The sequence below is a fragment of the Citrobacter freundii ATCC 8090 = MTCC 1658 = NBRC 12681 genome (assembly GCF_011064845.1).
In the GTDB taxonomy this organism is placed as follows: domain Bacteria; phylum Pseudomonadota; class Gammaproteobacteria; order Enterobacterales; family Enterobacteriaceae; genus Citrobacter; species Citrobacter freundii.
In genome coordinates this window covers 926,565-952,755 of record NZ_CP049015.1, presented here as the reverse complement: position 1 = coordinate 952,755, position 26,191 = coordinate 926,565, and the positions used below count along the sequence as shown (strand labels likewise).

Genomic DNA, 26,191 nt, shown 5'->3' with positions numbered 1-26,191 from the left:
TCGTAATGAATTACGTATGTTCACTCAGAGACTTGGTATTCATTTTTCGTCTTGCGACGTTAAGAATCCGTATCTTCGAGTGCCCACACAGATTGTCTGATAAATTGTTAAAGAGCAGTTGCGACGCGCTTTAGCGCTCTGTCGCGAGGTGGCGTATATTACGCTTTCCTCTTTCAGAGTCAACCCTCATTTTCAGGTTTTTCTCTTCAACCGAACCGGCTGTTTGTGTGAAGTGATTCACATCCGCCGTGTCGATGGAGGCGCATTATAGGGAGTCGACTCAGGAAGACAAGCGGAAAAATGCATTTTTGTTTCAACCGCTCACCTTTTACCCACAACGCTTACTTTTGCTGCTTTTTTATCGCCATTGGCAGGTCTGCCAGACTATTTATGACTAAATCTGCCGCATTTTCTGCTTCCGGCGTGACGGGTTTGCCTGTGCGCACCAATACCTTCGTGCCAACATTTGCAGCTGCCGCCGCCTGCATATCTTCAATTTTGTCGCCTACCATATAAGAAGCGGCCATATCGATGTGCAAGAAGTCTCGGGCGGAGATAAACATGCCAGGATGCGGTTTACGACAGTCGCAGACCTGACGATACTCTTCCACGGTGCCCTGTGGGTGATGCGGGCAGTAGTAGATGCCATCCAGCTCAACATCGCGATCGGCCAGCGACCAGTCCATCCATTCGGTCAACGTTTCAAACTGCGCCTCAGTAAATTTACCACGCGCGATACCAGACTGGTTCGTCACAATAATGAGCGCGTAACCCATCTTTTTAAGTTCACGCATGGCATCAATAACGCCGTCGATAAACTCAAACTCGTCGATCTCATGTACATAACCGTGGTCCACATTAATGGTACCGTCACGGTCGAGAAAAATTGCGGGTACAGACTTTGCCACCTTTTATAGCTCCTGAATAAGGCATGTGGCTCTAGTATCGCATGTTTCAGCGGGCAAGAAAGTGCTCATCGCGCAAAGCCTGATTGATTTAGACGTCTGGATGCCTTAACATCCATCTTGTTGACGGCTTCGACCGTACCTGACAGACGAAAATGCCACGGCTAACTTAATTACGATAATAAATAACCAATGATTAAACTTTCGAATATCACCAAAGTGTTCCAGCAGGGGACTCGCACCATTCAGGCGTTAAATAACGTCAGCCTGCATGTTCCTGCCGGGCAGATTTATGGCGTTATTGGCGCCTCCGGTGCCGGTAAAAGTACGCTCATCCGCTGCGTTAACTTACTTGAACGCCCAACCGAAGGCAGCGTTCAGGTCGGCGGTCAGGAACTCACGACGCTTTCTGAGTCAGAGCTGACCAAAGCTCGCCGTCAAATCGGCATGATTTTCCAACACTTTAACCTGCTCTCTTCCCGCACCGTGTTTGGCAACGTCGCGCTGCCGCTGGAACTGGATAACACGCCAAAAGAAGAGATCAAACGCCGTGTAACAGAACTGTTGGATTTGGTTGGTCTTGGTGACAAGCACGATAGCTACCCGGCCAATCTTTCCGGTGGACAAAAACAGCGTGTGGCGATCGCCCGTGCGCTGGCAAGCAATCCCAAAGTGTTGCTGTGCGATGAAGCCACCAGCGCACTCGATCCGGCAACGACCCGCTCGATTCTTGAATTATTGAAAGACATTAACCGTCGTCTGGGACTCACCATTCTGTTGATTACCCACGAGATGGACGTTGTAAAACGTATTTGTGACTGCGTGGCAGTCATCAGTAATGGTGAACTGATTGAGCAAGACACCGTCAGCGAAGTGTTCTCACACCCGAAAACGCCGCTGGCACAGAAATTTATCCAGTCCACGCTGCACCTGGATATCCCGGAAGATTATCTGGAACGGTTAAAAGTCGAGCCAGAAGCAGACAGTGTGCCAATGCTGCGCATGGAATTCACCGGTCATTCCGTTGATGCGCCATTGCTCTCTGAGACGGCCCGTCGCTTTAACGTTAATAACAACATTATTAGCGCGCAGATGGATTACGCCGGCGGTGTGAAATTCGGCATCATGCTGACTGAAATGCACGGCACACAGGAAGATACACAAGCAGCCATCAACTGGTTGCAGGAACACCATGTAAAAGTAGAGGTACTGGGTTATGTCTGAGCCGATGATGTGGCTGCTGGTTCGCGGCGTATGGGAAACGCTGGCAATGACCTTTGTGTCCGGTTTTTTTGGTTTTGTGATCGGTCTGCCGGTTGGCGTGTTGCTGTACGTAACGCGTCCGGGGCAAATCATTGAGAACGCGAAGCTCTACCGTACGCTCTCTGCGCTGGTGAACATTTTCCGTTCCATCCCGTTCATCATCTTATTGGTGTGGATGATTCCGTTCACCCGCATGATCGTAGGCACCTCTATCGGACTGCAGGCCGCTATCGTCCCGCTGACCGTCGGCGCCGCGCCGTTTATCGCCCGTATGGTGGAAAACGCGCTGCTCGAAATCCCGACCGGGCTAATAGAAGCCTCTCGTGCGATGGGCGCCACGCCGCTGCAAATTGTACGTAAGGTATTACTGCCAGAAGCGCTGCCAGGACTGGTCAATGCGGCCACCATCACTCTTATCACGCTGGTTGGTTACTCCGCGATGGGTGGCGCCGTTGGTGCCGGTGGTCTTGGACAGATTGGCTATCAGTACGGTTACATTGGCTACAACGCTACCGTAATGAATACAGTGCTGGTATTGCTCGTCGTTCTGGTTTATTTAATTCAGTTATCCGGCGATCGCATCGTCCGGGCTGTCACGCACAAATAACGTTGCACACAACACTAAAAACTCATTAAGAAAAGGAAATAAGCATGGCGTTCAAATTCAAAACCTTTGCGGCAGTTGGAGCCCTGATCGGTTCTCTGGCACTTGTGGGTTGCGGTCAGGATGAAAAAGATCCTAATCACATCAAAGTGGGCGTTATTGTTGGCGCAGAGCAGCAGGTTGCAGAAGTCGCGCAGAAAGTAGCTAAAGAAAAATACGGTCTGGACGTTGAGCTGGTCACGTTTAACGATTACGTTCTGCCTAACGAAGCGCTGAGCAAAGGCGATATCGATGCTAACGCCTTCCAGCACAAACCGTACCTGGATCAGCAGATCAAAGATCGCGGTTACAAGCTGGTTGCTGTAGGCAATACTTTTGTTTACCCGATTGCGGGCTATTCCAAAAAAATCAAATCACTGGATGAGCTGCAGGACGGTTCACAGGTCGCGATTCCAAACGACCCGACTAACCTTGGCCGTTCCTTGCTGCTGCTGCAAAAAGTGGGCTTAATCAAGCTGAAAGACGGTGTTGGCCTGCTGCCGACCGCGCTGGACGTGATTGAAAACCCGAAAAACCTGAAGCTGGTTGAACTGGAAGCGCCGCAGCTGCCGCGTTCTCTGGACGATGCTCAAATCGCACTGGCGGTCATCAACACCACCTACGCCAGCCAGATCGGCCTGACCCCGGCAAAAGACGGTATCTTTGTTGAAGATAAAGATTCTCCGTACGTAAACCTGATCGTGACTCGTGAAGACAACAAAGATGCTGAGAACGTGAAGAAATTCGTTCAGGCATACCAGTCTGATGAAGTGTACGAAGCAGCAAACAAAGTCTTCAACGGCGGTGCTGTTAAGGGCTGGTAATTTTAGGCTGTTTACAGAATATGTAATATCATCAGGACGGGCGCTTGCCCGTCTTGTCATTTATGCAAGCACCTGATTCAATATCTGACGTTTAGATCATTCATTGAGGAAATATTATGCGTGCTTTACCGATCTGTTTAGTAGCACTCTTGCTGAGCGGCTGTTCTATGTTAAGCAGATCCCCTGTTGAACCCGTTCAAAGCACCGCAACCCCGCCGAAAGCGGAGCCGGAAAAACCGAAAGCACCGCGCGCGACGCCGGTAAGAATCATTACTAACGCTGAAGATTTAGTAGGCAAGCCGTTCCGCGATCTTGGCGAAGTTAGCGGTGAATCCTGCCAGGCATCCAACCAGGATTCCCCTCCGAGCATTCCAACCGCGCGCAAACGCATGCAGATTAACGCATCAAAAATGAAAGCTAATGCGGTATTGCTGCACAGTTGCGAAGTGACCAGCGGAACGCCGGGTTGCTATCGTCAGGCGGTTTGCATCGGTTCTGCACTGAACATTTCGGCGAAATGAGCCATTTTCAGTTCGAGCAAATAGGCGTTATCCGCTCACCATATAAAGAAAAGTTCGCCGTTCCACGCCAGCCAGGTCTGGTGAAAAGCGCCTGCGGTGAACTGCATTTGCTCGCACCTTATAACCAGGCCGATGCCGTTCGCGGCCTGGAAGCCTTCAGTCATTTGTGGGTGATTTTTGTTTTTCACCAGACAATGGAAGGTGGATGGCGTCCGACCGTGCGCCCTCCCCGTCTTGGTGGCAACGCCAGAATGGGTGTCTTTGCCACACGTTCAACGTTTCGTCCTAACCCTGTTGGCATGTCGTTGGTTGAGCTGCGGGGCATCCGCTGCCATAAAGAGCACGTAATCCTCGAACTCGGTGGACTGGACCTTGTTGACGGAACGCCAGTAGTGGATATTAAGCCGTATCTGCCGTTTGCCGAATCGCTGCCTGATGCTCGTGCCAGCTATGCCCAGGACGCACCTCAGGCCAGCGTCGAGGTGACGTTCAGTGAAGATCTCGCGGAGCAGCTACTGAAGCTCGAACAACGTTACCCGCGTCTTCGTCAGTTTATTACCGAAGTGCTGGCGCAGGATCCGCGTCCTGCCTACCGTAAAAATGAGGAAGAAGGCAAAACCTACGCCGTCTGGCTGCTGGACTTTAACGTCCGCTGGCGCGTCACACCGTCAGGATTTGAGGTCTTTGCTCTGGAGGCCCGCTAATTTGCGTCGCGTACTCTTTTGACATCCCTTTCTCGCTGGTAAACTAAACCACTTTTGTTTTGTGCCAGGCTCGTTTTGAGCCTGTTCGATCGTTCAACTGGAACCGTAACAACATGCGTACTAGCCAATATCTGCTCTCCACTCTGAAGGAGACACCTGCCGACGCCGAAGTCATCAGCCACCAGCTGATGCTGCGCGCCGGGATGATCCGCAAGCTGGCCTCCGGGTTATATACCTGGCTGCCGACCGGCGTGCGCGTCCTGAAAAAAGTCGAAAATATCGTGCGTGAAGAGATGAACAACGCCGGTGCGATCGAGGTGTTGATGCCGGTCGTTCAGCCTTCTGAACTGTGGGAAGAGAGTGGCCGTTGGGAACAATACGGCCCGGAACTGCTGCGTATTGCTGACCGTGGCGATCGTTCGTTCGTCCTCGGCCCAACGCATGAAGAAGTGATCACCGACCTGATCCGTAACGAGCTGAGCTCTTACAAACAGCTGCCGCTGAACTTCTATCAGATCCAGACCAAATTCCGTGACGAAGTCCGTCCGCGCTTCGGCGTGATGCGTTCCCGCGAATTCCTGATGAAAGATGCCTACTCTTTCCACACATCTCAGGAATCCCTGCAGGAAACCTACGATGCGATGTACGCTGCGTACAGCAAAATCTTCAGCCGTATGGGGCTGGATTTCCGTGCAGTACAAGCAGATACCGGTTCTATTGGCGGCAGCGCCTCTCACGAATTCCAGGTCCTGGCACAGAGCGGCGAAGACGATGTGATCTTCTCCGACTCCTCCGATTATGCGGCGAACATCGAATTCGCCGAAGCCGTTGCGCCGAAAGAGCCGCGCGCAGCAGCAACTCAGGAAATGACGCTGGTTGATACTCCGAACGCCAAAACCATCGCCGAACTAGTTGAGCAGTTCAACCTGCCTATCGAAAAAACCGTGAAAACCCTGCTGGTGAAAGCGGTTGAAGGCAGCAGCTACCCGCTGGTCGCCCTGCTGGTTCGTGGCGATCACGAGCTGAACGAAGTCAAAGCGGAAAAACTGCCGCAGGTTGCCAGCCCGCTGACCTTTGCCACCGAAGAAGAAATTCGTGCGTTGGTAAAAGCAGGTCCAGGCTCGCTCGGTCCGGTGAATATGCCGATTCCGGTGGTTATCGACCGTACCGTTGCAGTAATGAGCGATTTCGCTGCCGGTGCCAACATCGACGGTAAACACTATTTCGGTATCAACTGGGATCGCGACGTAGTCACCCCGGAAGTTGCAGACATCCGTAACGTGGTCGCCGGCGACCCGAGCCCGGACGGCAAAGGTACGCTGATGATCAAACGCGGTATCGAAGTCGGCCACATCTTCCAGTTGGGTACCAAGTACTCTGAAGCGATGAAAGCCGCCGTACAGGGCGAAGATGGTCGTAACCAGATCCTGACCATGGGTTGCTACGGTATCGGGGTCACTCGCGTGGTTGCTGCTGCTATCGAACAGAACTATGACGATCGCGGCATCGTATGGCCAGACGCCATTGCTCCGTTCCAGGTCGCGATTTTGCCGATGAACATGCACAAGTCCTACCGCGTGCAGGAACTGGCTGAAAAACTGTACGCTGAGCTGCGCGCTCACGGCATTGAAGTGCTGATGGACGACCGTAAAGAGCGTCCGGGCGTGATGTTTGCCGATATGGAACTGATCGGTATTCCGCACACTATCGTGCTGGGCGACCGTAACCTCGACAACGACGATATCGAATACAAATACCGTCGTAACGGCGAGAAAGAGCTGATTAAAACCGGCGACATCGTCGACTTCCTGGTCAAAGCCATTAAAGGCTAATACCAACAAAAAGGCCCTGATTATCAGGGCCTTTTTTCTATCGATTAATTACACGCTTTACCGGGGATAAATTTCGCGTCTTTATCCGCCATCAACGTTTTCACTTTCTCACCCGTATCCGGGTTTGACTCCAGCGTGAAATGCGCCTCAAGCGTCAGCAATACGGACTGTCCGTTTTCCGCACGCGCAGCTAAATAGTCACGTTCAAGCTGAGCATTATTCGCCACCGGCATCCGTTTACCCGTTGCGCAGTCGGTAAAGATTGCCGCGTCAGCCATATAGAAATACATGCCTCGCATCGGCATTGGCGTCACCGGTAAGCTGGCGGAAACCGGCTGGAGCGTGTAGTTAAACTGTGACTCAATCGGGTTACCTTCACGATCGAGCATTTCCAGCGCCTCGCCTTTAGCCCGGTAGTACGACTTTTCACCTTTGCTGTCGGTCAGCACCAGCTTGTCGGCAGTGCGCGCCCATGTGCCATAAGAGGCAAACGAAGACGGTTCATCCCGCACGCCCTGATAACGTTCGTTCATCACCCATGTACCGTCTTTTTCCAGAAACAGAGAGGTTTCAATCCCTTCACAGTCCGCGCAAGGTAAGATGCCACGCCAGCTTTGCTGCATCGGTTTTAATTCTGCCGCCCGCGTCGGCTGTAGTACTTCAACTTCAGTACGGTTATTACAGCCGATCAAGGAAAAAAGCGTGCATGCAGCGACTACGGACAATATTGCTGTTTTCACTATCAATTCCTTATAAATTTTTATTCCCGCTCGTCAGTCTTGCGTTCGACGAACTCTCCCACGCAGTGCTTTCACTGTGGATTTTTGCGCCTTCGATGACAACCTGCGCTCTTTCGAGGCGCGTGTAGGGCGAGTTGCCTGTCGGCTTTTTTGCACTGCGGTTAATTCTTTTATCACCGCTACCAGCCGGGAGATTGCCGCTTCCCGATTAAGTTCCTGGCTACGGTATTCCTGCGCCTTAATGATAATAACGCCATCACCGCTAATCAGATGATGGCTGGCGGCAAGCAAACGTTCCTTGTAATACTCTGGCAGGCCAGAGGCCCGAATGTCAAAGCGCAAATGGATAGCCGTCGAGGTCTTGTTAACGTGCTGACCGCCCGCGCCCTGCGCCCGAATCGCCGTGATTTCCAGCTCATTATCAGGGATAGAGACGTTTCGGGAGATAACAATCATGAACGCGGCTGCCACGCGGTCAGATGAATTTCCAGATTGTTCTGAGAGTCAGACAGCCAGATAGCACCGTCCTGGATAGTTGCCTGCAGCGCCATTGTACGACCTGCAAAATCACTCAGTTGCGCCAGTTGTTCATCATCCAGATACCACACGGTCAGATTTTTAAACTGCGCGCACTTGTTCTGATTTTGCTGCCACCAGATCTGAGCCGCACGGCTGTTGTAAGCAAACAGGGCAACCTCTCCAGACTGGGTACAGGCTTTTTTAATACGGCGCTCATCCGGCAGACCCAGCTCAATCCAGAGATCGATACCCAGATGGTCGTTACGCAGCCATGCTTCAGGCTCGTCTTCCGCACTCAGACCACGCGTGAACTGCAGCCGTTCATCGGCATATTTGATCCAGGCCAGCAGGCGCAACATCATGCGCTCCTGGGTTTCAGAGGGGTGACGCGCCAGCGTCAAGGCCGCGTCAAGGAACTGGTTGCGGTCAAGATCCGCTACGTTGACGACGGCTTTATAAATTGTCGCTTTAAGCGCCATGAGAGAACTCCTTTCGAATCAGGCGCACATTGTAGCGAAAACTGCGGCAAAAGGCTGCTAACTGCTCCACTATCAAGGCGCTGATATTGCTTGAATGAGTATGGTATAGTCACCTTGCTAAACAGAGTTTATCTTCGTAGGCTTAGACTTGCATCCACGGTTAAGTCAGAGTGCTGACAGGAGGGCATGTGGAAAAATATTGTGAGTTAATACGCAAGCGGTACGCGGAAATCGCCAGCGGAGACTTAGGGTATATCCCGGATGCGCTGGGTTGCGTATTGAAGGTGCTTAATGAAGTGGCGGCAGACAGCGCCCTTCCAGAGTCGGTCAGGGAAAAAGCGGCGTATGCTGCCGCGAACTTACTGGTGAGCGATTATGTCAATGAATGAAACGTATCAACCCATCAACTGCGATGATTACGACAATCTTGAACTCGCCTGCCAGCACCATTTGTTACTGACGCTGGCGCTAAAAGATGGCGAAGTTTTGCAGGCGAAAGCGAACGACCTGGTTTCACGTAAAAACGTGGAGTATCTGGTCGCAGATGTCGCAGGTGAAACCCGGGAGCTTCGTCTCGACAAAATTGCCAGCTTCAGCCACCCGCAGATCGGTACCGTGGTGGTCAGCGAATCTTAACTTTTTTCGCCTTATCCGGCCTACTTTCCATGTGAAACGTAGGCCTGATAAGCGCAGCGCCATCAGGCATGCCATACCAGACTTACGCCTTCTTCACCTTCTGCCGTCCCCTCACGCGTCACGAAAACACCCGCAGCCGAAATCAACGTTTCGCCGTAAAACAGCAGCGGTGTGGTATCTCGTCGCCAGGGCGGGATCCCCTGCTCCTGCCAGATTTTCTTTAATTTCCGTCCGCCGTTACGCCCGACAATATGCAATAACCCTGGCGCTTTAAAACGGATACTGACGACTTCATCCGCTTGTGGCAAGCGCAAATCACCCGCAGAGATTAACTGAACCGAACCCAATCCGGTAGGCAGCATCAACGGTGTTTTCCACTCTAACCACGGGATAACAGTTTCGCTTTGCCCATCGACTGACTTCACCCACCACAGCTGTGACTGATAACGACGGACCTCGTACTCACCGAGGCGAAAACTTGGTGACGCATCTTCCCGCGCCAGCGCCACTTCCTGCCAGATACGTTCCAGCCCATCACGGGAAGGCATCGGCGCATTTAACCCCGCCAGCCAGCGACGAAGCAGCGCGGCACGACGCACGCCACTCATCATCATTAATGGCGTTAGTAACAGTGTTCCGCGGGGTGTGATGCAATCGGCTAAATCGCTGGCCAGCAGTTCATCCAGTAAACTCTCCTGCTCAGCGCACAGCGCAGCGCTGCGGGCAACGGCTTGCGCGAAGTGCGGCCAGCGCTGTTGGAGCAATGGGGTAACGCGCAATCTGAGGAAATTGCGATCGTAGGTATCATCCTGATTACTTTCATCTTCAATCCAGCATAATTCATGCTGCTGTGCCCATGCTTCAAGCGCCTCTCGCGTTTGCGCCAGCAGCGGTCGAATCAGCTGGGTTCCGGCAAACGGAGAGCTTTCCCCCATGGCGGAAAGTCCGGCAGGACCACTGCCGCGCTTAAGCGCCAACAGAAAGGTTTCACACTGGTCATCGAGATGCTGTGCGGTCATCAGCACCTCGCCCGGTAGTAAGGTCTGCGCAAACGCCTGATAGCGCGCGCGTCGCGCCTGGGCTTCGATGCCCAGACCATCATCCTCAAGGTATACCCGCTCAACCACCAGCGGCACCTGCCACTGCGCGCATACCGACTCACAGTGCTGTACCCAACTGTCTGCGTGTGGGCTTAATCCGTGATGAATGTGGATTGCGCGTAAAGCAACATCAGGATGCAGCGCTCGCCACTGCACCAACTGATGCAGCAATACGGTGGAATCCAGCCCGCCGCTAAAGGCGACCAGAATCGATTGAGAATTCAGCAGCGAAGTGTTCAGCGTGAGTGTCGTCATGATGGTTACTTACAATGGCATTGCCCGGCACGTTACCGGGCTAACGCCACAATGACAAGCCCTACAGCTCGTACAGTTCGAGGGGTAATCCGTCCGGATCGTTAAAAAACGTAAAACGTTTGCCGGTAAACGGATCGATTCGTACCGGCTCGCATTTCACATCATGGCTTTCCAGATGAATTATCGCCTTTTCCACGTCATCTACGCTGAACGCCAGATGACGCAAACCGCAGGCTTCCGGTCGGCTCGGACGGCAAGGTGGAAACGGGAAAGAAAAAAGCTCAATCACATACTGGCCGTTCAATGCCAGATCGCCTTTCCACGAGTCTCTCTCTTCCCGATAGGCTTCGCTCATCAGTGTAAAGCCAAGCACATCGCAGTAAAATGCCTTACTCGCCGCGTAGTCAGTCGCAATAATGGCAATATGGTGAACCTGTTTTAATCCCAGCATAGCGTCATCGCCTCTTTCATTTTTCTGTCAGAACGTTACTCGAACGTCTTGGGGTCAGGCAAGTCGTTATGCCATTTTTAAGACTCTCACGCGATACAGGCCATCCTCACCCAGTTTAGCGCCATGGATATCGGTTTCAAATCCAGGGTAGCGCTGCCCTACCGAGCACAGCATCAGAAGAAAATCGAGGACAGCCCGGCTTTTGGCAGTGATCATTTCCCCGGGCATCAAAAGCGGCACACCGGGAGGATAAGGCAGGATCATATTGGCAGAAACGCGCCCCACCAGTTGATCAAGTGCTACCGTTTCGACCTCACCTTTGATCTGCCGCTGCTAGGCCTGGTGCGGCGTCATTTTCATTTCCGGCAAGGTATCAAATGCCCGCAGCATCAACCCGGAGAGATCATGCTGGCGGATCAACTGATGGATCCCTTGCGCCAGATCCTGAATACGCATATTGCGATAGAAATCGGGATCTTCAGCATATAGATCCGGCAGCATATTTTTCACACGTAAATTCAGATCGTACGAGCGCTTAAATTCCGTCAGGCCACGTAGCAGCCCCATCGCCCGGGTTTTATCAATACCAATGCTGAACAGGAACAACAGGTTATACGGTCCCGTCTTCTCGACTACGACGCCGCGTTCATCAAGGAATTTCGCCACCAGCGCCGCGGGGATCCCCTCTTCGCTCATATTTCCTTGCTCATCCATTCCCGGCGTCAGAATGGTAACCTTCACCGGATCGAGGAACATGTGGTCGGCATCAGCATCAACAAATCCGTGCCAGTCTTCACCTGGCGCTACCGGCCAACATTCTGCTTCATCTACCTTTTCCGGCTGCCAGATATCAAAGAACCAGCCATCCGACTCTTCACGCAGACGCTGCACTTCTTTACGGAAATGCAGCGCCCGTTCCACCGAACGATTGATTAACCGCTTGCCTGAATTGCCACGCAGCATTGCCGCCGCCGTTTCTATCGACGCCACTATCGGATAGCTCGGAGACGTAGAGGTGTGCATCATAAAGGCTTCGTTGAACGTGTCTTCATCATAGTCGCCCTTAATGTGGATCAGCGAAGCCTGTGACAACGCCGCCAGCATCTTGTGGGTGGACTGAGTTTCAAAAATCACCTTTCCCGGTACCCGTTCGCCGCTCATCCCGCTTTTCCCCTGATAGATCGGATGAAAATGGGTATACGGCACCCAGGCTGAATCAAAATGGATGGAGGGCACATCCAGCGTTTGTTTGATCCAGTTGGTGTTATACAACAGGCCATCATAGGTGGAGTTGGTGATCACCGCGTGGACCGGCCATTGCGCCTGATTGGTTTCCTCAACTTTGCGTTCAATGCTTGCGTGGGTAAATTCCCGACGGGGTATACCGCCGAGGATCCCCAGCGCGTTACGCGTAGGCTTCAGCCAGATTGGCACCACATCGCTCATCATCAGCAAATGCGCCAGTGACTTATGGCAGTTGCGGTCAATCAGGAGCGTACTGCCTGCAGGTGCAGCATACATACCGACAATCTTGTTCGATGTCGAGGTGCCGTTGGTCACCATATAGCTCTGCTCTGCACCAAAAGTACGCGCGATATACTCCTCCGCTTCCAGGTGCGGACCGGTATGATCAAGCAATGAGCCCAGTTCGGTTACGGAAATGGACACGTCGGCTTTCAGCGTATTGCCGCCAAAAAAATCATAGAACAGGCAGCCGACCGGACTTTTCTGGTACGCCGTTCCCGCCATGTGCCCAGGCGTGCAGAAGGTATACTTCCCTTCCTTCACATAGGTAAACAGCGCTTTGGTGAAAGGAGGCGTGATGTTATCGAGGTATTCGCTGGTGTACTGGCGGATGCGGGTGGCAATGTCTTCAGACTGACCCAGCGCATACTCAAAAAACCACAGCGCCATGCGCAGGTCGTGCGCACTGACATCCATCGTCGAATGGGTATTAATAAAGGCGTAGAGCGGGAGATACTCGTTGAGCTGGTTGATGTCGCTGCACAGTTCCAGACTGTATTCATCCCAGTCAAAAATGACGCCGCAAATTCGCGGGTTATGTTCGATAAACTTCAGCAGGTCGACGCTATTCTGCGGCCAGATAATCTGAAACCCCTGCTGCTGCAGCGCACGTTCAAGTTCCTTGATGGGCTCATCTTTATAAAAGACGCCATGCGGTCCCATGATGGCAATGATATTCATGCGTTCCTCCTGGAAAAACCTTAGTTAATCATAGCCTGGCCAAACCACAGGTAAAAAAAAGGGCCACAGCATTGTGGCCCTTTTCAGAATTAATGCAGTTTACGCGTAACCGTAGCTCATCAGACGCTGGTAACGACGGTTTTTCAGATCATCTTTGCTTAACACGTCGAGATCGGCGAGATCGGCCAGCAGCTGTGCCTTCAGGGACGCAGCCATTACTTCAGGGTTGCGGTGCGCGCCGCCCAGCGGTTCCGGGATGATAGAGTCAATCAGCTTCAGCTCTTTCAGACGCGGCGCGATAATTCCCATTGCTTCTGCGGCCAGCGGCGCTTTGTCGGCGCTTTTCCACAGAATGGAAGCACAACCTTCCGGGGAGATAACGGAATAGGTGCTGTACTGCAGCATATTAACTTTATCGCCCACACCGATAGCCAGCGCGCCGCCGGAACCACCTTCACCGATAACGGTGCAGATTACCGGCACGCTCAGACGTGACATTTCGCGCAGGTTGCGCGCAATCGCTTCTGACTGACCACGTTCTTCCGCGCCCACGCCCGGGTAAGCCCCTGGGGTGTCGATGAAGGTAATGATCGGCATGTTGAAGCGCTCGGCCATTTCCATCAGGCGCAGCGCTTTGCGATAGCCTTCCGGCGCTGGCATGCCGAAATTACGGCGAATCTTTTCTTTGGTCTCACGGCCTTTCTGATGACCAATGATCATCACCGGACGGCCATCCAGACGCGCGATACCGCCGACAATAGCTTTATCATCCGCATAGGCTCGATCGCCCGCCAGCTCATCAAATTCATCAAACGCCAGGCGGACATAATCCAGGGTGTACGGACGCTGTGGATGGCGCGCCAGTTGGGCTACCTGCCATGCGCCAAGATCGGCGAAGATTTTACGCGTCAGTTCTACGCTTTTTTCACGCAGACGATGCACTTCTTCATCGATGTTAATATCCAGTTTCTCATCCTGACGGCTAACCGCAGTCAAAGAATCGATTTTTGCTTCCAGCTCTGCAATCGGCTGTTCAAAATCAAGGAAATTCAGACTCATAGTATTCCTGTATTAGTCAAACTCCAGTTCCACCTGCTCCGAACCAATAAGGCCACGGAGATCGTTTAGCAAACGATCGCTCGGAGAGACACGCCACGTCGCGCCAAAACGCAACCGCGCACGTGCATCCGCCCTCTGATAGTAGAGATGTACTGGAATTGTCCCCGAGCGGTGGGGTTCCAGAGACTGACGGAGTCGGTTTAAAAGCTGGTCATCAATTTGCCTGTCCGTCAGCGAGATAGCAAGCCCGCGAGCATATTTTTCCCGGGCTTCGTCAATATCCATGACTTCACGGGCCATCATTTTAAGCCCGCCACTGAAGTCATCAAAGCTGACCTGTCCGCTGACGATAAGTATGCGGTCTTTTTCCAGCAATTGCTGGTATTTATCCAGAGCATCGGTAAACAACATAACCTCCAGACGTCCGGAACGGTCATCCAGTGTACAGATGCCGATACGATTGCCGCGCTTGGTGACCATTACCCGCGCAGCAATGACGAGCCCCGCAGCCGTGGTGACTTTACCACGTTCTGTCGGATGCATGTCTTTCAGCCTGTAGCCTCCGACATAGCGCTCAATTTCTTTTAAATACTGGTTGATGGGGTGTCCCGTCAGGTAAAGCCCCAACGTTTCACGCTCACCGTCTAATACCACCTGCTCCGGCCACGGTTGGCAGCTGGCATAGGATTGTTCAATTTGCTCCGGTTCTTCCGCCAGCACGCCAAACATATCGGCCTGACCAATAGCTTCGGCTTTTGCATGCTGATCGGCGGCTTTTAGTGCGTCGTTGAGCGAATTCATCAACGCCGCACGATGCGGGCCAAGGCGATCAAACGCCCCGGACATAATTAGCTTTTCCAGCACCCGGCGGTTAAGTTTTTTGATATCCGTGCGCGCGCAGAGATCAAACAGCTCACGGAAGTAGCCGCCTTCGTTACGCGCCTCAATAATAGCTTCAATTGGCCCTTCACCCACGCCTTTTATCGCGCCGATGCCATAAACAATCTCGCCATCATCATTCACGTGAAAATGGTAAAGCCCGGAGTTGATATCCGGCGGCAGGATTTTGAGCCCCATGCGCCAGCATTCATCCACCAGTCCGACGACTTTCTCGGTGTTATCCATATCGGCGGTCATTACCGCCGCCATAAACTCGGCAGGATAATGCGCCTTCAGCCACAGAGTCTGGTAAGAAACCAGCGCATAGGCAGCGGAGTGCGATTTGTTAAATCCGTAACCGGCGAATTTCTCCACCAGGTCAAAGATTTTCATCGCCAGTTCGCCGTCTACGCCGCGCTTTTTCGCCCCTTCTTCAAAGGTGCCGCGCTGCTTGGCCATCTCTTCCGGCTTTTTCTTACCCATCGCACGACGCAGCATATCTGCGCCGCCAAGGGTGTACCCGGACAACTCCTGGGCAATCTGCATAACCTGTTCCTGATACAGGATAATGCCGTAGGTCGGCTCCAGTACCGGTTTCAGACACTCATGCTGCCATTGTACATCCGGATAGGAAATCTCTTCGCGACCATGCTTACGGTCGATAAAGTTATCTACCATTCCCGACTGTAGCGGGCCAGGGCGGAACAGAGCCACCAGTGCGATCATATCTTCGAAGCAGTCAGGCTGCAGACGTTTGATCAGGTCTTTCATGCCGCGGGATTCAAGCTGGAAGACCGCCGTGGTCTCCGAGCGTTGCAGCATATCGAAGCTTTTCTTGTCATCCAGCGGGATAGCCGCAATATCCAGCGGTGGCTCACCGTTCTTTTCACGGCGCGCGTTGATCATTTCCAGCGCCCAGTTGATGATGGTGAGCGTACGCAGGCCGAGGAAGTCGAACTTCACAAGACCGGCATATTCCACATCGTTCTTATCAAACTGAGTAACCGGGTGCAGCCCCTGTTCATCGCAGTACAGCGGAGCAAAATCAGTAATTTTGGTCGGTGCGATAACCACACCACCAGCGTGCTTACCGGCGTTACGCGTGACGCCTTCCAGCTTACGCGCCATATCGATCAGCGCTTTAACCTCTTCATCTGCCTCATAGATTTCCGGCAGTTGGGGTTCGGCTTCAAAGGCTTTTGCCAGCGTCATACCCGGATCGGGCGGTACTAGCTTCGAAATACGGTCAACGAAGCCGTACGGATGCCCCAGTACGCGGCCCACGTCGCGGATAACCGCTTTTGCTGCCATCGTACCGAAGGTAATAATCTGCGAAACCGCATCACGACCGTACATTTCCGCCACGTGCTCGATGACCTGGTCGCGTTTCTCCATACAGAAGTCAACGTCGAAGTCGGGCATTGAGACACGTTCCGGGTTAAGGAAACGTTCGAACAGCAGGTCAAATTCCAGCGGGTCGAGATCGGTAATTTTCAGCGCATAGGCAACAAGTGAGCCAGCACCGGAACCACGTCCCGGGCCTACCGGTACGCCGTTATCTTTCGACCACTGGATAAATTCCATAACGATCAGGAAGTAGCCCGGGAATCCCATCTGGTTGATAACTTTAAGTTCAACTTCCAGACGTTCATCGTAAGGTGGGCGCTTCTGCGCACGAACTTCAGGGTCAGGGAACAAAAATTCGAGACGTTCTTCCAGCCCTTCGCGTGATTTCGCCACAAGGAAATCTTCGGTGGTCATATCGCCGGTCGGGAACTGCGGCAGGAAATATTCGCCCAGACGCACCGTCACGTTGCAGCGTTTAGCTATCTCGACGGTGTTTTGCAGTGCTTCCGGAATATCGGAGAACAGCTCGCACATCTCATCTTCGCTGCGCATGTACTGCTGCGGCGAATAGTTACGCGGGCGTTTCGGGTCATCAAGGGTAAAGCCGTCGTGGATCGCTACGCGGATTTCATGCGCATCGAAATCTCCGGTTTCAAGGAAGCGGACATCGTTAGTCGCCACCACCGGTAGACCACGCGTTTCGGCCAGTGCTACGGCTGCGTGCAGATAATTTTCTTCATCTTGCCTGCCGGTGCGAATCAGTTCGAGGAAATAGCAATTGGGAAAATGTTCTTCGTAAAACGCCACGCACTCGTCAACCAGTGCGTTATTGCCGCGCAGCAGACTTCGTCCGACATCACCCATGCGACCGCCGGAGAGCAAAATCAAACCTTCTTTTAACTCGACCAACCAGTCCCGGTCGATAACCGGTCCTTCTGCGCCATAGCCGCGCTGATAGGCTTTCGAAATCAACAACGTCAGGTTCTGATAGCCGGTATTATTTGCGGCCAGCACGGTAAGCTGCGTGAGTTCATCGCCCAACAGCTCACTGCGGACATGAAAATCTGCGCCAACTATCGGCTTGATACCCGCGCCATGGCCCGCTCCGTAAAACTTCACCAGACCACACAGGTTGGTAAAATCGGTGATCGCCAGCGCAGGCATGCCTAACGCGGCCGCCTTTTTTACCAGCGGTCCGGTTTTCGCCAGCCCATCGATCATGGAGTAGTCGCTGTGCACCCGTAGGTGGACGAAACGTGGTTCAGACATCTTCAGATTCCTTCGACACAAGAATCAGGACGAGAGTCCCAGTGCGCGTTTGACGGGGCCAAAGCTGCGGCGATGGTGCTCAGTCGCACCATGCAGTGCCAATTTTTCCAGATGAAATGCGGTTGGATAACCTTTGTGCTGTGCAAAACCATACTGTGGAAAAACCGTATCCAGCGCCGCCATTTCAGCGTCACGGGTCACTTTTGCCAGAATCGATGCAGCGCTGATCTCCGCCACACGGCTATCACCTTTGACCACCGCCATCGACGGTACCGGTAATGCCGGGCAACGATTGCCGTCAATCAGCACGTATTCGGGCGCAATATGCAGACCCGCAACCGCACGCTGCATGGCCAGCATGGTAGCATGCAAAATGTTCAGTTCGTCGATTTCATGCGGTTCCGCCCGACCCAGGCTCCAGCTTAACGCCTTTTCTTTAATTTCATCAAATAGCGCCAGGCGACGTTTTTCTGACAGTTTTTTTGAGTCGTTAAGACCGATAATAGGGCGAGCCGGATCCAGAATGACGGCAGCAGTGACGACCGCGCCGACTAAAGGGCCGCGTCCGACTTCATCCACACCCGCCACTAAATGCGTATGCGGATACACAAATTCAATCATTGCGCTAACTCCAGGACCGCATCCGCTGCCTGCTCATCAGCATTGCAACGGATCTGCTGGTGCAGTTCACGGAATGTGTCGTGCATCGCATGGCTGGTTTTACCCTTCGCCAGCAACGGCAACAGCGCTTGCGACAGCGCCTGCGGTTCACACTCTTCCTGCAACAGCTCTTTAACCAGTTCTCTTCCCGCCAACAGGTTAGGTAGCGAAACGTAATCAGTCTTCACCAGACGCTTCGCCAGCCAGAAGGTGAAGGGTTTCATACGGTAGCCAACCACCATCGGGCATTTTGCCAGCATACATTCCAGCGCGGCGGTACCTGAAGCCAGCAGTGCGGCGTCGCTGGCCACCATTGCTTCACGTCCCATACCATTGAGCAGATGTACGGAAAGCTCCGGTGCAACTTCCGCTTTAATGCGTTCAAACTGCTCGCGACGTTTGGCATTCACCAACGGCACCACCACTTCGAGATCCGGATAATGCTGGCGTAATAGCTGCGCCGTTTTCAGAAAATCGGCGCTGAGCATCTCCACTTCTGCACCACGGCTTCCTGGCAGTAGCGCCAGGCAGTGAGCGTCATGAGGAATGCCCAGAATATCACGTGCCGCGTTTTTATCCGGGTCCAACGGCATGGCATCCGCCATGGTATGACCGATAAAGCGGCACGGGACGTTAAATTTGTCATAAAACGCTTTTTCGAAAGGCAGAAAGGCCAGCACCATGTTGGTGGATCTGCCTATTTTGAAAACGCGTTTCTGTCGCCACGCCCAGACGGACGGACTGACATAATGAATGGTTTTAATGCCCTGTTTTTTCAAGTTCCCTTCGAGGGTAATGTTGAAATCAGGTGCATCAATGCCAACGAAAACATCCGGCTTTAAGTCGGTGAATCGGCGAGTGAGGTCGGCACGAATATGCAGTAAACGGCGCAGACGTCCGAGCACTTCAACAATGCCCATGACCGCCAGCTCTTCCATTTCGTACCAGGCTTCACAGCCTTCGGCCTGCATCAGCGGACCCGCCACACCAACAAAACGCGCATTGGGAACGCGAGCCTTGAGTGCACGGATTAACCCTGCACCAAGAATATCGCCGGAGGTTTCTCCGGCGACGAGGGCAATCGTTAAAGGACGCTGTTCAGTCATTAACGAATCAGGCCACGCGTTGAGCGCTCAAAGAAGTCGCTGAAAGCCTGAACTTCGGGGTACTGTTTCGCCAGTTCCGCGATTTCTGGTTTCACTTCTTCCAGCGTTTTACCACTACGGTACAACGCTTTGTAGGCGTTACGAATCGCGGTAATCGCTTCGCGGGTGAATCCACGACGCTTCAGACCTTCGATATTGACGCCAAACGGCGTCGCGTGGTTGCCCTGGGCGATAACGTACGGAGGCACGTCCTGGGCTACACCAGAACAGCCGCCAACCATCACATGAGCACCGATGATGCAGAACTGATGCACCGCAGTCATGCCGCCGATGATAACAAAATCATCCAGCGAAACATGTCCGGCAAGCGTGGCGTTATTCGCCAGAATACAGCGGTTTCCTACCGTACAATCATGCGCGACATGCGCATTAATCATCAGTAAGTTATCGCTGCCCACCTTCGTCACTCCACCGCCCTGCACTGTGCCACGATGAATGGTGACGCTTTCGCGGATGCGGTTGCGATCGCCAATTTCCACACGGGTCGGTTCGCCAGCATATTTAAGATCCTGGTTAACTTCACCGATGGAGGCAAACTGATAGATCTCGTTATCGCGACCAATTTTTGTATGGCCATTCACGACAACGTGAGACTTCAGTACGGTACCCTCACCAATTTCAACATGGGGTCCAACAATACAAAATGGGCCAATGTGAGCATTGGCACCAATGCTGGCGCCCTCTTCTACAATGGCGGTCGGGTGAATAAAGGCGGATTTATCAATCACGTATCAGGCCTCCCGGCTACGGGCACACATCATCGTTGCTTCGCACACAACTTTACCGTCGACCAGCGCAACCCCTTTAAAACGGGTCAGGCCACGGCGCGTTTTCTCGAAAGTCACTTCCATGATCATCTGATCGCCAGGCACGACAGGACGCTTAAAGCGTGCTTCGTCAATACCCGCGAAATAATACAGTTCGCCTGGTTCCAGTTTTCCTACGCTTTTAAACGCAAGGATACCGGTAGCCTGTGCCATCGCTTCCAGAATCAATACGCCAGGGAAAATAGGTTTACCCGGGAAGTGGCCCTGAAAGAAAGGCTCGTTAACGGATACATTTTTCACTGCGCGCAGAAAACGACCTTCTTCAAAATCCAGCACGCGATCAACCAGCAGAAACGGAAAACGGTGCGGCAGAAGTTCTAAAATCTCTTCAATATGCAGAGTATGAGTGTTAGTAGTCAAAATACTCTTCCTGTCAAAATATACTAAAAGGCAATAATAACACGGCCTGTCGCAATCGTATGAATGGGACAGGCCGAAAAGTCAGACATGCAAAAACGGTGCTTTAGTCTTGTTGATTAACCTTGCGCTCAATCGCTTTGAGGCGCTTGCTCATATCATCAATATTCATCACCAGTGCAGCTGTTTTACGCCATACCTTATTGGGTTGTAGCGGAATGCCTGAGGAATAGACGCCAGGTTCGGTGATAGGACGCATCACCATACCCATGCCAGTCACCGTGACTTTGTCGCATATTTCCATATGCCCATTGATCACGCTGGCGCCGCCAATCATGCAGTAACGGCCAATCTTCAGGCTACCCGCCATAATGACGCCACCGGCTACTGCCGTATTGTCGCCAATCACAACGTTATGCGCAATCTGGCACTGGTTATCAATGATAACACCATTACCGATCACAGTATCGTCCAGAGCACCACGGTCAATGGTGGTACAAGCGCCGATCTCAACGCGATCGCCGATAATCACGCGACCAAGTTGCGGGATCTTTACCCAGTTACCGCGATCGTTCGCGTAACCAAATCCATCAGATCCAACGACAGTGCTTGACTGGATCAGGCAATTCTCACCGATCTGAATGTCGTGGTAAATCGTCACATTCGCCCACAAGCGTGAACCTGCACCGATTTTAGTATTTTTTCCGACGAAGCAGCCTGCGCCGATAACGACGTTATCACCCAGTTCTACGCCAGACTCAATGACCGCATTTGCGCCCACAGAGACATTATTACCCAGCTTCGCCGTTGCATCGATCACTGCACTCGGTGCAATGTTCTGTGCAGGCTGAGGCGTGGTATCTAAAATTTGCGCCATACGTGCATAGGTCAGGTAGGGATTCTTCACTACCAACGCGGCACTTTTAGCAAAAGGAAGATCGTCCTGCGTCATTACTACGGCAGAAGCCTGGCATACGCCTAAGTGTTCACGGTACTTAGGATTCACCATGAACGTGATATTGCCAGTTTGCGCAGATTGCATGGACGCTACGCCGGTGATGACGATATCGCCATCACCGTGTAATTCTGCATCCAACTGCTCTGCTAAATCAGCCAGTCGAATTGAAGGCATTACTTATTTAACCTGTTTCAGTACGTCAGCGGTGATGTCTTTTACATCGCTGCTGTTGTATGCAACGGTGTTTGCGTCAACGACCAGATCGATGCTCTGGCTGCTGGCAACAGATTTCACAGCAGTCTGGATACGAGTAACCAGTTTGCCACGTTCTTCGTTGGAGCGACGCGCACGATCCTGCTCAAAAGCCTGAGCTTTCTGAGAGAAAGTCTGGCGCTGAGCCATAACGTCTTTTTCCAGCTTGGTACGATCGCTACCTGCTTTCATTGATTGCAGACGCTGCATCTTAGATTGCAGATCGGATTCCATACGCTGCAGTTCGCTGGCACGGCCTTTGAACTCGTTTTCCAGCGTAGCAGAAACGCCTGTCTTCTGTGCAACCTGTTGGAACAGGCTACCCATGTTGACGATTGCAATTTTGTCAGCCGCTTGTGCGGACGTTGCCATCGCTAAACCGAGACCTGCAGCTAATAACCACTTTTTCACAATTAACTCCTTACCATCCCATTTGCACCCGAAGGTGCAGTTCTTTGCGTGGCCAGGCGATCCCATGCAAGATCGCCTAAAGTCATCGCTACACTACCACTACATTCCTTTGCGAAGAACAATTACCAGGTTTTACCAATGTTAAACTGGAACTGTTCCGCTTTGTCTCCATCGTACTTCTTGAACGGCTGGGCGTAGGAGAAAACCAACGGCCCCAATGGGGACATCCATTGTAAAGCGATACCCGCTGACATACGGATATTACTTGGATCACTGTAGTCCGGCACACCTATAGCACGTGTTTGAGCGCTATCCTGCCAGTTAGTATCCCAAACGGTACCCATATCCCAGAAGAACGAGGTACGAACCGAGTTGGCATACTTGTCGCTAATGAACGGCGTTGGGGTAATAAACTCCAGGCTGGCGACAGCCATGGCGTTACCGCCCACTGCGTCATCCGATTTACAGTCCTTACCGTCTGCGTTGGAACACTCTTCGTAGTCACTATTATCAGAACCACTGGCGTAAGCACCGTTTTTGTAGACTGCTTTTGGACCGATAGTATTCGACTGGAAGCCACGCACGGTGCTGGAACCACCTGCATAGAAGTTCTCATAGAACGGCATTTCTTTGCTGCCAATGCCGTCGCCATAGCCTACCTTCGTACGTCCTAAAACCACCCACTTGTGATCGTCATCGATCGGCACATAGGTCGCGGTATCCATCGACACTTTGTAGTATTCGTTATCAGAACCCGGAATGGTCACTTTACCGTTCAGGTTGACGCGTGTACCGTCCGTTGGGAAATATCCACGGTCCAGTTTGTTGTACGTCCAACCGTAGTTAAAGGTGAAGTCATCAGCGGCAAAGCTGTTGGTATTGGTCTCGCCCATTGACTCAAGATAACGATCCATCGCAACCTGCGGCTGCATGTTGGACAGTTTGTTATGTACATAACCCAGGCCGGCACGCAACGTGTTGTATTCGTTTACCGGGAAGCCAAGCGTTACGTCTGTACCATAACTTTTGTTGGTATAGTCGGACAGATCCGCATCATTCGCTTCAAAGTCGTTATAGAAGACACGGCCACCCAGGCTCACACCATCAACGGTGAAGTACGGGTTAGTCACAGACAACTCAGTATAGGTCTGGTAGTCGTTTTTGGTGCCGTTGATGCCAACAGAATAACCGGTACCTAACCAGTTATCTTGCTGAACGCCAGCCTGGAAGCTCACGCCGCTCTCGGTACCGTAACCGACGCCGAAGTTAAAGCTACCGGTGTTACGCTCTTTGACCTTGTAGACTACATCAACCTGATCCGGTCTGCCCGGAACACGCTGAGTATCGGTATCAACTGTTTCAAAGTAACCCAGACGGTTCAGACGCTCTTTACCCTGGTCGACCAGATCGCTGCCCAACCATGCACCTTCCATCTGACGCATTTCGCGACGCAGAACGGAATCTTTAGAGGTGTCGTTACCTTCAAAGCGAATCTTACGCACATAGAAACGGTTACCCGCATCCACGTTTACGCGTAATTTAACGGTTTTGTCAGCGTCGTTGATTTCAGGCTGCGACTGTACGCGCGGATAGGCATAGCCATAGCGACCCAGGAGCTTCTTGATATCATCTTCCATTTTGGTCACTTTGGTGCCGTTATAGAGTTCACCTGGCTCGATCTTCGTCAGGGTCTCAATTTCGGCGGAGTGCCCGGCCAGGTTACCGCTCACCTGAACACCAGAAAGCTTGTACTGCTCGCCTTCTGTGATGTTAACGGTGATGTAGATACCTTTTTTATCCGGCGTCAGGCTGACCTGAGTGGAATCGATATTGAAGCGGGCATAACCGCGATCCAGATAGTAACTGCGCAGGGTTTCAAGGTCGCCCGCCAGTTTCTGTTTCTGGTATTTGCGATCGCCCACCACGTTCCACCACGGTACTTCATCACGCAACTGGAAGTGAGAGATAAGTTCGTCAGTCGTGAAGGCATGGTTGCCGACGATATTGATCTGTTGGATCTTCGCCGAAACACCTTCCTGGAAGACCAGCTTGAGGTCAACGCGGTTACGCGGCAACGGCGTCACCACCGCTTTCACACTGGCGCTGTACTTACCGACGCTATAGTAGAAATCTTCCAGGCCTTTTTCGATATCGGCAAGCGTGGTGCGATCCAGAGACTCGCCAACACGCACGCCAGACGCCTCGAGGTTTTGCTTGAGCATGTCATCTTTCACCGATTTATTACCGGAGAAAGTGATGCTGGCAATCGTCGGACGCTCTTTTACCTGAACCAGAAGGGTATCACCATCGCGCAGGACGCGGACATCCTCAAAGTTACCGGTGGCGAACAGAGCACGAATGGTATTACTGATGTCTTCATCATTAACCGTGTCGCCTGTGCGCACCGGCATACTGAGGAGAGCCGCACCAACGGCGACTCGCTGTAGGCCTTCGAAATGAATGTCCTTCACTACGAACCCTTCAGCACCGTATACGGTGGCGCTGCTAAACAGCAGCGACGCTATGAGCAACTTTTTCATCGCCATCGTTATTATGCGTTCTTCCTAACACTCTCTTACAACCGAGAGAAATCATTGAAAAGTGCAAGCCCCATTAACAACACCAGCAAGATAGAGCCAATGCGATAACTAAAGTCTTGAACCCGCTCGGATACCGGACCGCCCTTCAGCTTTTCAATCGCCAGGAACAGCAGATGCCCCCCGTCAAGAACGGGCAACGGAAACAGGTTGATTATCCCTAAGTTCACGCTGATAAGCGCAAGGAACATCAGGTAATAAATAACCCCGAATTCCGCTGACATCCCAGCCCCCTGGGCGATAGAAATCGGCCCACTGAGGTTGTTCAGTTTTACATCACCGGTAATCAATTTTCCCAGCATACTGACCGTCAGCTTCATCAACTGCCACGTTTTATCCGAGGCTTCGAGGACGGCGCTGAATGGCCCATACTGGCGTACAGTCTTATACTCATCAGGCAGAGGAATAACTTTAGGCACCACGCCCGCAAAACCTTCTGCCTTCCCGTTAACCTGTTTTGAATCTGGGGTTAACGTTAAAGACAAGGAACTTCCTTGTCTTTCAATATCTAGCGCTAACGGCTTATCCGGATTATCGCGCACCAGCGTCACAAACGTCATCCATTGCGTCAGCGGCTGACCATTGACTTTAACGATCCTGTCGCCTGCTTGCAAACCTGCCTTACTTGCAGCGGAGTTAACCTGCACTTCTGACAGCACCGGTTCAATCTGCGGACCGCGCGGACGAATCCCTAAACTGGAGACGGGATCCTCTTTGTCTGGCTCAAATGCCCACTGACGTAAATCCAGCGTTTTGTCCTGACGCTGGTTACTGCCAAACTGCGCTACGCTGAGAGTCGTATGCTCATCGCCAATTTTGGCTACCAGTTGCAATCTCACGGCATCCCAATCAGGGGTTTCGATGCCATCAACCGCTTTTAGTTCCGTACCCGGCTGAATTTGCGCCTGCGCGGCAATCGAGTTGGGTGTTATTTCACCAACAACCGGACGAACGCCAGGGACACCGATGATAAACACCAGCCAGTAAGCGAAAATAGCAAAAAGGAAGTTTGCAATCGGACCTGCGGCGATGATGGCTGCGCGTTGTCCAACCGTTTTATTGTTGAAGGCGTAATGGCGCAACTCCGGTGCGACTGGTTCAGCGCGCTCATCCAGCATTTTGACGTAACCGCCGAGGGGAATCAGGGCGATAACGTATTCCGTACCTAATTTATCGGTACGCCGCCAAAGCGCTTTTCCAAAACCAATGGAAAAGCGTTCGACGCGGACTCCGCAGCGCCGCGCAACCCAGAAATGACCAAATTCATGCACGGTGATAAGCACACCAAGTGCGACAATGAATGCAGCCAGATTCCAGAGAATACTCAGCATA

General features: G+C 52.4%; 24 protein-coding genes and 1 pseudogene. 8 read left to right on the top strand and 17 right to left on the bottom strand.

Annotated elements, in window-relative coordinates; genetic code table 11:
• Positions 1 to 341 precede the first annotated feature (341 nt).
• Complete coding sequence (gene gmhB, locus G4551_RS04555) at positions 342 to 908, bottom strand: D-glycero-beta-D-manno-heptose 1,7-bisphosphate 7-phosphatase (protein WP_003829138.1); 567 nt, start codon at positions 906 to 908, stop codon at positions 342 to 344.
• A 189-nt stretch (positions 909 to 1,097) separates the two neighbouring features.
• Here gmhB and metN point away from each other — a divergent pair, with 189 nt between their 5' ends.
• The 6 genes from metN (at position 1,098) to proS (ending at position 6,692) form a co-directional block, all read left to right on the top strand.
• Positions 1,098 to 2,129, top strand: a complete 1,032-nt coding sequence (metN, locus tag G4551_RS04550; protein ID WP_003837554.1) for a methionine ABC transporter ATP-binding protein MetN — start codon at positions 1,098 to 1,100, stop codon at positions 2,127 to 2,129.
• Positions 2,122 to 2,775 carry a methionine ABC transporter permease MetI gene (locus G4551_RS04545; protein WP_003018471.1) on the top strand — a complete coding sequence of 218 codons (654 nt, stop codon included), beginning with the start codon at positions 2,122 to 2,124 and terminating at the stop codon, positions 2,773 to 2,775. The genes metN and G4551_RS04545 overlap by 8 nt, the downstream gene beginning before the upstream one ends.
• Before the next feature lie 44 nt (positions 2,776 to 2,819).
• Positions 2,820 to 3,635 (top strand): methionine ABC transporter substrate-binding lipoprotein MetQ, encoded by an 816-nt coding sequence (metQ, locus tag G4551_RS04540; RefSeq protein WP_003018474.1) that lies wholly within the window; start codon positions 2,820 to 2,822, stop codon positions 3,633 to 3,635.
• A gap of 116 nt (positions 3,636 to 3,751) precedes the next feature.
• Complete coding sequence (rcsF, locus tag G4551_RS04535) at positions 3,752 to 4,156, top strand: Rcs stress response system protein RcsF (protein WP_003018477.1); 405 nt, start codon at positions 3,752 to 3,754, stop codon at positions 4,154 to 4,156.
• Positions 4,153 to 4,860, top strand: a complete 708-nt coding sequence (gene tsaA / locus G4551_RS04530; RefSeq protein ID WP_003018479.1) for a tRNA (N6-threonylcarbamoyladenosine(37)-N6)-methyltransferase TrmO — start codon at positions 4,153 to 4,155, stop codon at positions 4,858 to 4,860. Before rcsF ends, tsaA begins: the two co-directional genes overlap by 4 nt.
• Positions 4,861 to 4,973: 113 nt before the next feature.
• Entirely contained in the window at positions 4,974 to 6,692 is a 1,719-nt protein-coding gene (gene proS, locus G4551_RS04525; RefSeq protein WP_003018482.1) for a proline--tRNA ligase, read from the top strand.
• A gap of 44 nt (positions 6,693 to 6,736) precedes the next feature.
• Here proS and nlpE read toward each other — a convergent pair whose 3' ends face one another.
• From nlpE to G4551_RS04510, 3 genes are read right to left on the bottom strand one after another with little or no spacing between them, the layout of a single operon-like run.
• The gene (nlpE, locus tag G4551_RS04520) at positions 6,737 to 7,435 is read right to left on the bottom strand and encodes an envelope stress response activation lipoprotein NlpE (protein ID WP_085951559.1); all 699 of its coding nucleotides are present in this window, start codon (positions 7,433 to 7,435) and stop codon (positions 6,737 to 6,739) included.
• A 30-nt stretch (positions 7,436 to 7,465) separates the two neighbouring features.
• Entirely contained in the window at positions 7,466 to 7,888 is a 423-nt protein-coding gene (gene arfB / locus G4551_RS04515; protein ID WP_003018489.1) for an alternative ribosome rescue aminoacyl-tRNA hydrolase ArfB, read from the bottom strand.
• The gene (locus G4551_RS04510) at positions 7,885 to 8,430 is read right to left on the bottom strand and encodes a YaeQ family protein (RefSeq protein ID WP_003018497.1); all 546 of its coding nucleotides are present in this window, start codon (positions 8,428 to 8,430) and stop codon (positions 7,885 to 7,887) included. The genes arfB and G4551_RS04510 overlap by 4 nt, the downstream gene beginning before the upstream one ends.
• Positions 8,431 to 8,618: 188 nt before the next feature.
• On the opposite strand from G4551_RS04510, the gene G4551_RS04505 reads away from it, so the two are divergent.
• Together G4551_RS04505 and rof are read left to right on the top strand one after the other, a co-directional pair.
• Positions 8,619 to 8,819 (top strand): YaeP family protein, encoded by a 201-nt coding sequence (locus G4551_RS04505; protein ID WP_003018499.1) that lies wholly within the window; start codon positions 8,619 to 8,621, stop codon positions 8,817 to 8,819.
• Positions 8,806 to 9,066 (top strand): Rho-binding antiterminator, encoded by a 261-nt coding sequence (gene rof, locus G4551_RS04500; RefSeq protein ID WP_003018503.1) that lies wholly within the window; start codon positions 8,806 to 8,808, stop codon positions 9,064 to 9,066. Before G4551_RS04505 ends, rof begins: the two co-directional genes overlap by 14 nt.
• 62 nt (positions 9,067 to 9,128) lie before the next feature.
• On the opposite strand, the gene tilS is transcribed toward rof, so the two are convergent.
• The 13 genes and pseudogenes from tilS to rseP form a co-directional block, all read right to left on the bottom strand.
• Entirely contained in the window at positions 9,129 to 10,421 is a 1,293-nt protein-coding gene (gene tilS, locus G4551_RS04495; RefSeq protein ID WP_003837548.1) for a tRNA lysidine(34) synthetase TilS, read from the bottom strand.
• 61 nt (positions 10,422 to 10,482) lie between these two features.
• Positions 10,483 to 10,872, bottom strand: a complete 390-nt coding sequence (locus G4551_RS04490; protein ID WP_003018507.1) for a VOC family protein — start codon at positions 10,870 to 10,872, stop codon at positions 10,483 to 10,485.
• 66 nt (positions 10,873 to 10,938) lie between these two features.
• A pseudogene (ldcC, locus tag G4551_RS04485) lies at positions 10,939 to 13,077 on the bottom strand (lysine decarboxylase LdcC).
• A gap of 99 nt (positions 13,078 to 13,176) precedes the next feature.
• Positions 13,177 to 14,136 carry an acetyl-CoA carboxylase carboxyl transferase subunit alpha gene (gene accA, locus G4551_RS04480; protein ID WP_003018513.1) on the bottom strand — a complete coding sequence of 320 codons (960 nt, stop codon included), beginning with the start codon at positions 14,134 to 14,136 and terminating at the stop codon, positions 13,177 to 13,179.
• Positions 14,137 to 14,148: 12 nt separating this feature from the next.
• Positions 14,149 to 17,631 carry a DNA polymerase III subunit alpha gene (gene dnaE, locus G4551_RS04475; RefSeq protein WP_003018516.1) on the bottom strand — a complete coding sequence of 1,161 codons (3,483 nt, stop codon included), beginning with the start codon at positions 17,629 to 17,631 and terminating at the stop codon, positions 14,149 to 14,151.
• A gap of 24 nt (positions 17,632 to 17,655) precedes the next feature.
• Entirely contained in the window at positions 17,656 to 18,252 is a 597-nt protein-coding gene (gene rnhB, locus G4551_RS04470; RefSeq protein WP_003018518.1) for a ribonuclease HII, read from the bottom strand.
• Positions 18,249 to 19,397: a lipid-A-disaccharide synthase gene (gene lpxB / locus G4551_RS04465; RefSeq protein ID WP_003018522.1), complete on the bottom strand. Its 1,149-nt coding sequence runs from the start codon at positions 19,395 to 19,397 to the stop codon at positions 18,249 to 18,251. Before lpxB ends, rnhB begins: the two co-directional genes overlap by 4 nt.
• Complete coding sequence (gene lpxA, locus G4551_RS04460; RefSeq protein ID WP_003018525.1) at positions 19,397 to 20,185, bottom strand: acyl-ACP--UDP-N-acetylglucosamine O-acyltransferase; 789 nt, start codon at positions 20,183 to 20,185, stop codon at positions 19,397 to 19,399. The genes lpxB and lpxA overlap by 1 nt, the downstream gene beginning before the upstream one ends.
• A gap of 3 nt (positions 20,186 to 20,188) precedes the next feature.
• Positions 20,189 to 20,644 (bottom strand): 3-hydroxyacyl-ACP dehydratase FabZ, encoded by a 456-nt coding sequence (gene fabZ, locus G4551_RS04455; protein WP_003018528.1) that lies wholly within the window; start codon positions 20,642 to 20,644, stop codon positions 20,189 to 20,191.
• Positions 20,645 to 20,747: 103 nt separating this feature from the next.
• Positions 20,748 to 21,773 (bottom strand): UDP-3-O-(3-hydroxymyristoyl)glucosamine N-acyltransferase, encoded by a 1,026-nt coding sequence (gene lpxD, locus G4551_RS04450; RefSeq protein WP_003018531.1) that lies wholly within the window; start codon positions 21,771 to 21,773, stop codon positions 20,748 to 20,750.
• Positions 21,774 to 21,776: 3 nt separating this feature from the next.
• On the bottom strand, positions 21,777 to 22,262 hold the full coding sequence (skp, locus tag G4551_RS04445; protein WP_003018533.1) for a molecular chaperone Skp: 486 nt from the start codon (positions 22,260 to 22,262) through the stop codon (positions 21,777 to 21,779).
• A 122-nt stretch (positions 22,263 to 22,384) separates the two neighbouring features.
• Positions 22,385 to 24,808: an outer membrane protein assembly factor BamA gene (bamA, locus tag G4551_RS04440; RefSeq protein ID WP_003018536.1), complete on the bottom strand. Its 2,424-nt coding sequence runs from the start codon at positions 24,806 to 24,808 to the stop codon at positions 22,385 to 22,387.
• Positions 24,809 to 24,837: 29 nt separating this feature from the next.
• Positions 24,838 to 26,190, bottom strand: coding sequence for a sigma E protease regulator RseP (rseP, locus tag G4551_RS04435; RefSeq protein WP_003837540.1), 1,353 nt, complete (start codon positions 26,188 to 26,190; stop codon positions 24,838 to 24,840).
• Between the last annotated feature and the right edge of the window lies 1 nt (position 26,191).

Excerpts from the sequence above, each read along its gene's own strand:
- metN (WP_003837554.1), top strand. The coding sequence starts at position 1,098 with ATGATTAAACTTTCGAATATCACCAAAGTGTTCCAGCAGGGGACTCGC.
- G4551_RS04545 (WP_003018471.1), top strand. The coding sequence starts at position 2,122 with ATGTCTGAGCCGATGATGTGGCTGCTGGTTCGCGGCGTATGGGAAACG.
- metQ (WP_003018474.1), top strand. The coding sequence starts at position 2,820 with ATGGCGTTCAAATTCAAAACCTTTGCGGCAGTTGGAGCCCTGATCGGT.
- rcsF (WP_003018477.1), top strand. The coding sequence starts at position 3,752 with ATGCGTGCTTTACCGATCTGTTTAGTAGCACTCTTGCTGAGCGGCTGT.
- tsaA (WP_003018479.1), top strand. The coding sequence starts at position 4,153 with ATGAGCCATTTTCAGTTCGAGCAAATAGGCGTTATCCGCTCACCATAT.
- proS (WP_003018482.1), top strand. The coding sequence starts at position 4,974 with ATGCGTACTAGCCAATATCTGCTCTCCACTCTGAAGGAGACACCTGCC.
- arfB (WP_003018489.1), bottom strand. The coding sequence starts at position 7,888 with ATGATTGTTATCTCCCGAAACGTCTCTATCCCTGATAATGAGCTGGAA.
- G4551_RS04510 (WP_003018497.1), bottom strand. The coding sequence starts at position 8,430 with ATGGCGCTTAAAGCGACAATTTATAAAGCCGTCGTCAACGTAGCGGAT.
- rof (WP_003018503.1), top strand. The coding sequence starts at position 8,806 with ATGTCAATGAATGAAACGTATCAACCCATCAACTGCGATGATTACGAC.
- tilS (WP_003837548.1), bottom strand. The coding sequence starts at position 10,421 with ATGACGACACTCACGCTGAACACTTCGCTGCTGAATTCTCAATCGATT.
- G4551_RS04490 (WP_003018507.1), bottom strand. The coding sequence starts at position 10,872 with ATGCTGGGATTAAAACAGGTTCACCATATTGCCATTATTGCGACTGAC.
- accA (WP_003018513.1), bottom strand. The coding sequence starts at position 14,136 with ATGAGTCTGAATTTCCTTGATTTTGAACAGCCGATTGCAGAGCTGGAA.
- dnaE (WP_003018516.1), bottom strand. The coding sequence starts at position 17,631 with ATGTCTGAACCACGTTTCGTCCACCTACGGGTGCACAGCGACTACTCC.
- rnhB (WP_003018518.1), bottom strand. The coding sequence starts at position 18,252 with ATGATTGAATTTGTGTATCCGCATACGCATTTAGTGGCGGGTGTGGAT.
- lpxB (WP_003018522.1), bottom strand. The coding sequence starts at position 19,397 with ATGACTGAACAGCGTCCTTTAACGATTGCCCTCGTCGCCGGAGAAACC.
- lpxD (WP_003018531.1), bottom strand. The coding sequence starts at position 21,773 with ATGCCTTCAATTCGACTGGCTGATTTAGCAGAGCAGTTGGATGCAGAA.
- bamA (WP_003018536.1), bottom strand. The coding sequence starts at position 24,808 with ATGGCGATGAAAAAGTTGCTCATAGCGTCGCTGCTGTTTAGCAGCGCC.
- rseP (WP_003837540.1), bottom strand. The coding sequence starts at position 26,190 with ATGCTGAGTATTCTCTGGAATCTGGCTGCATTCATTGTCGCACTTGGT.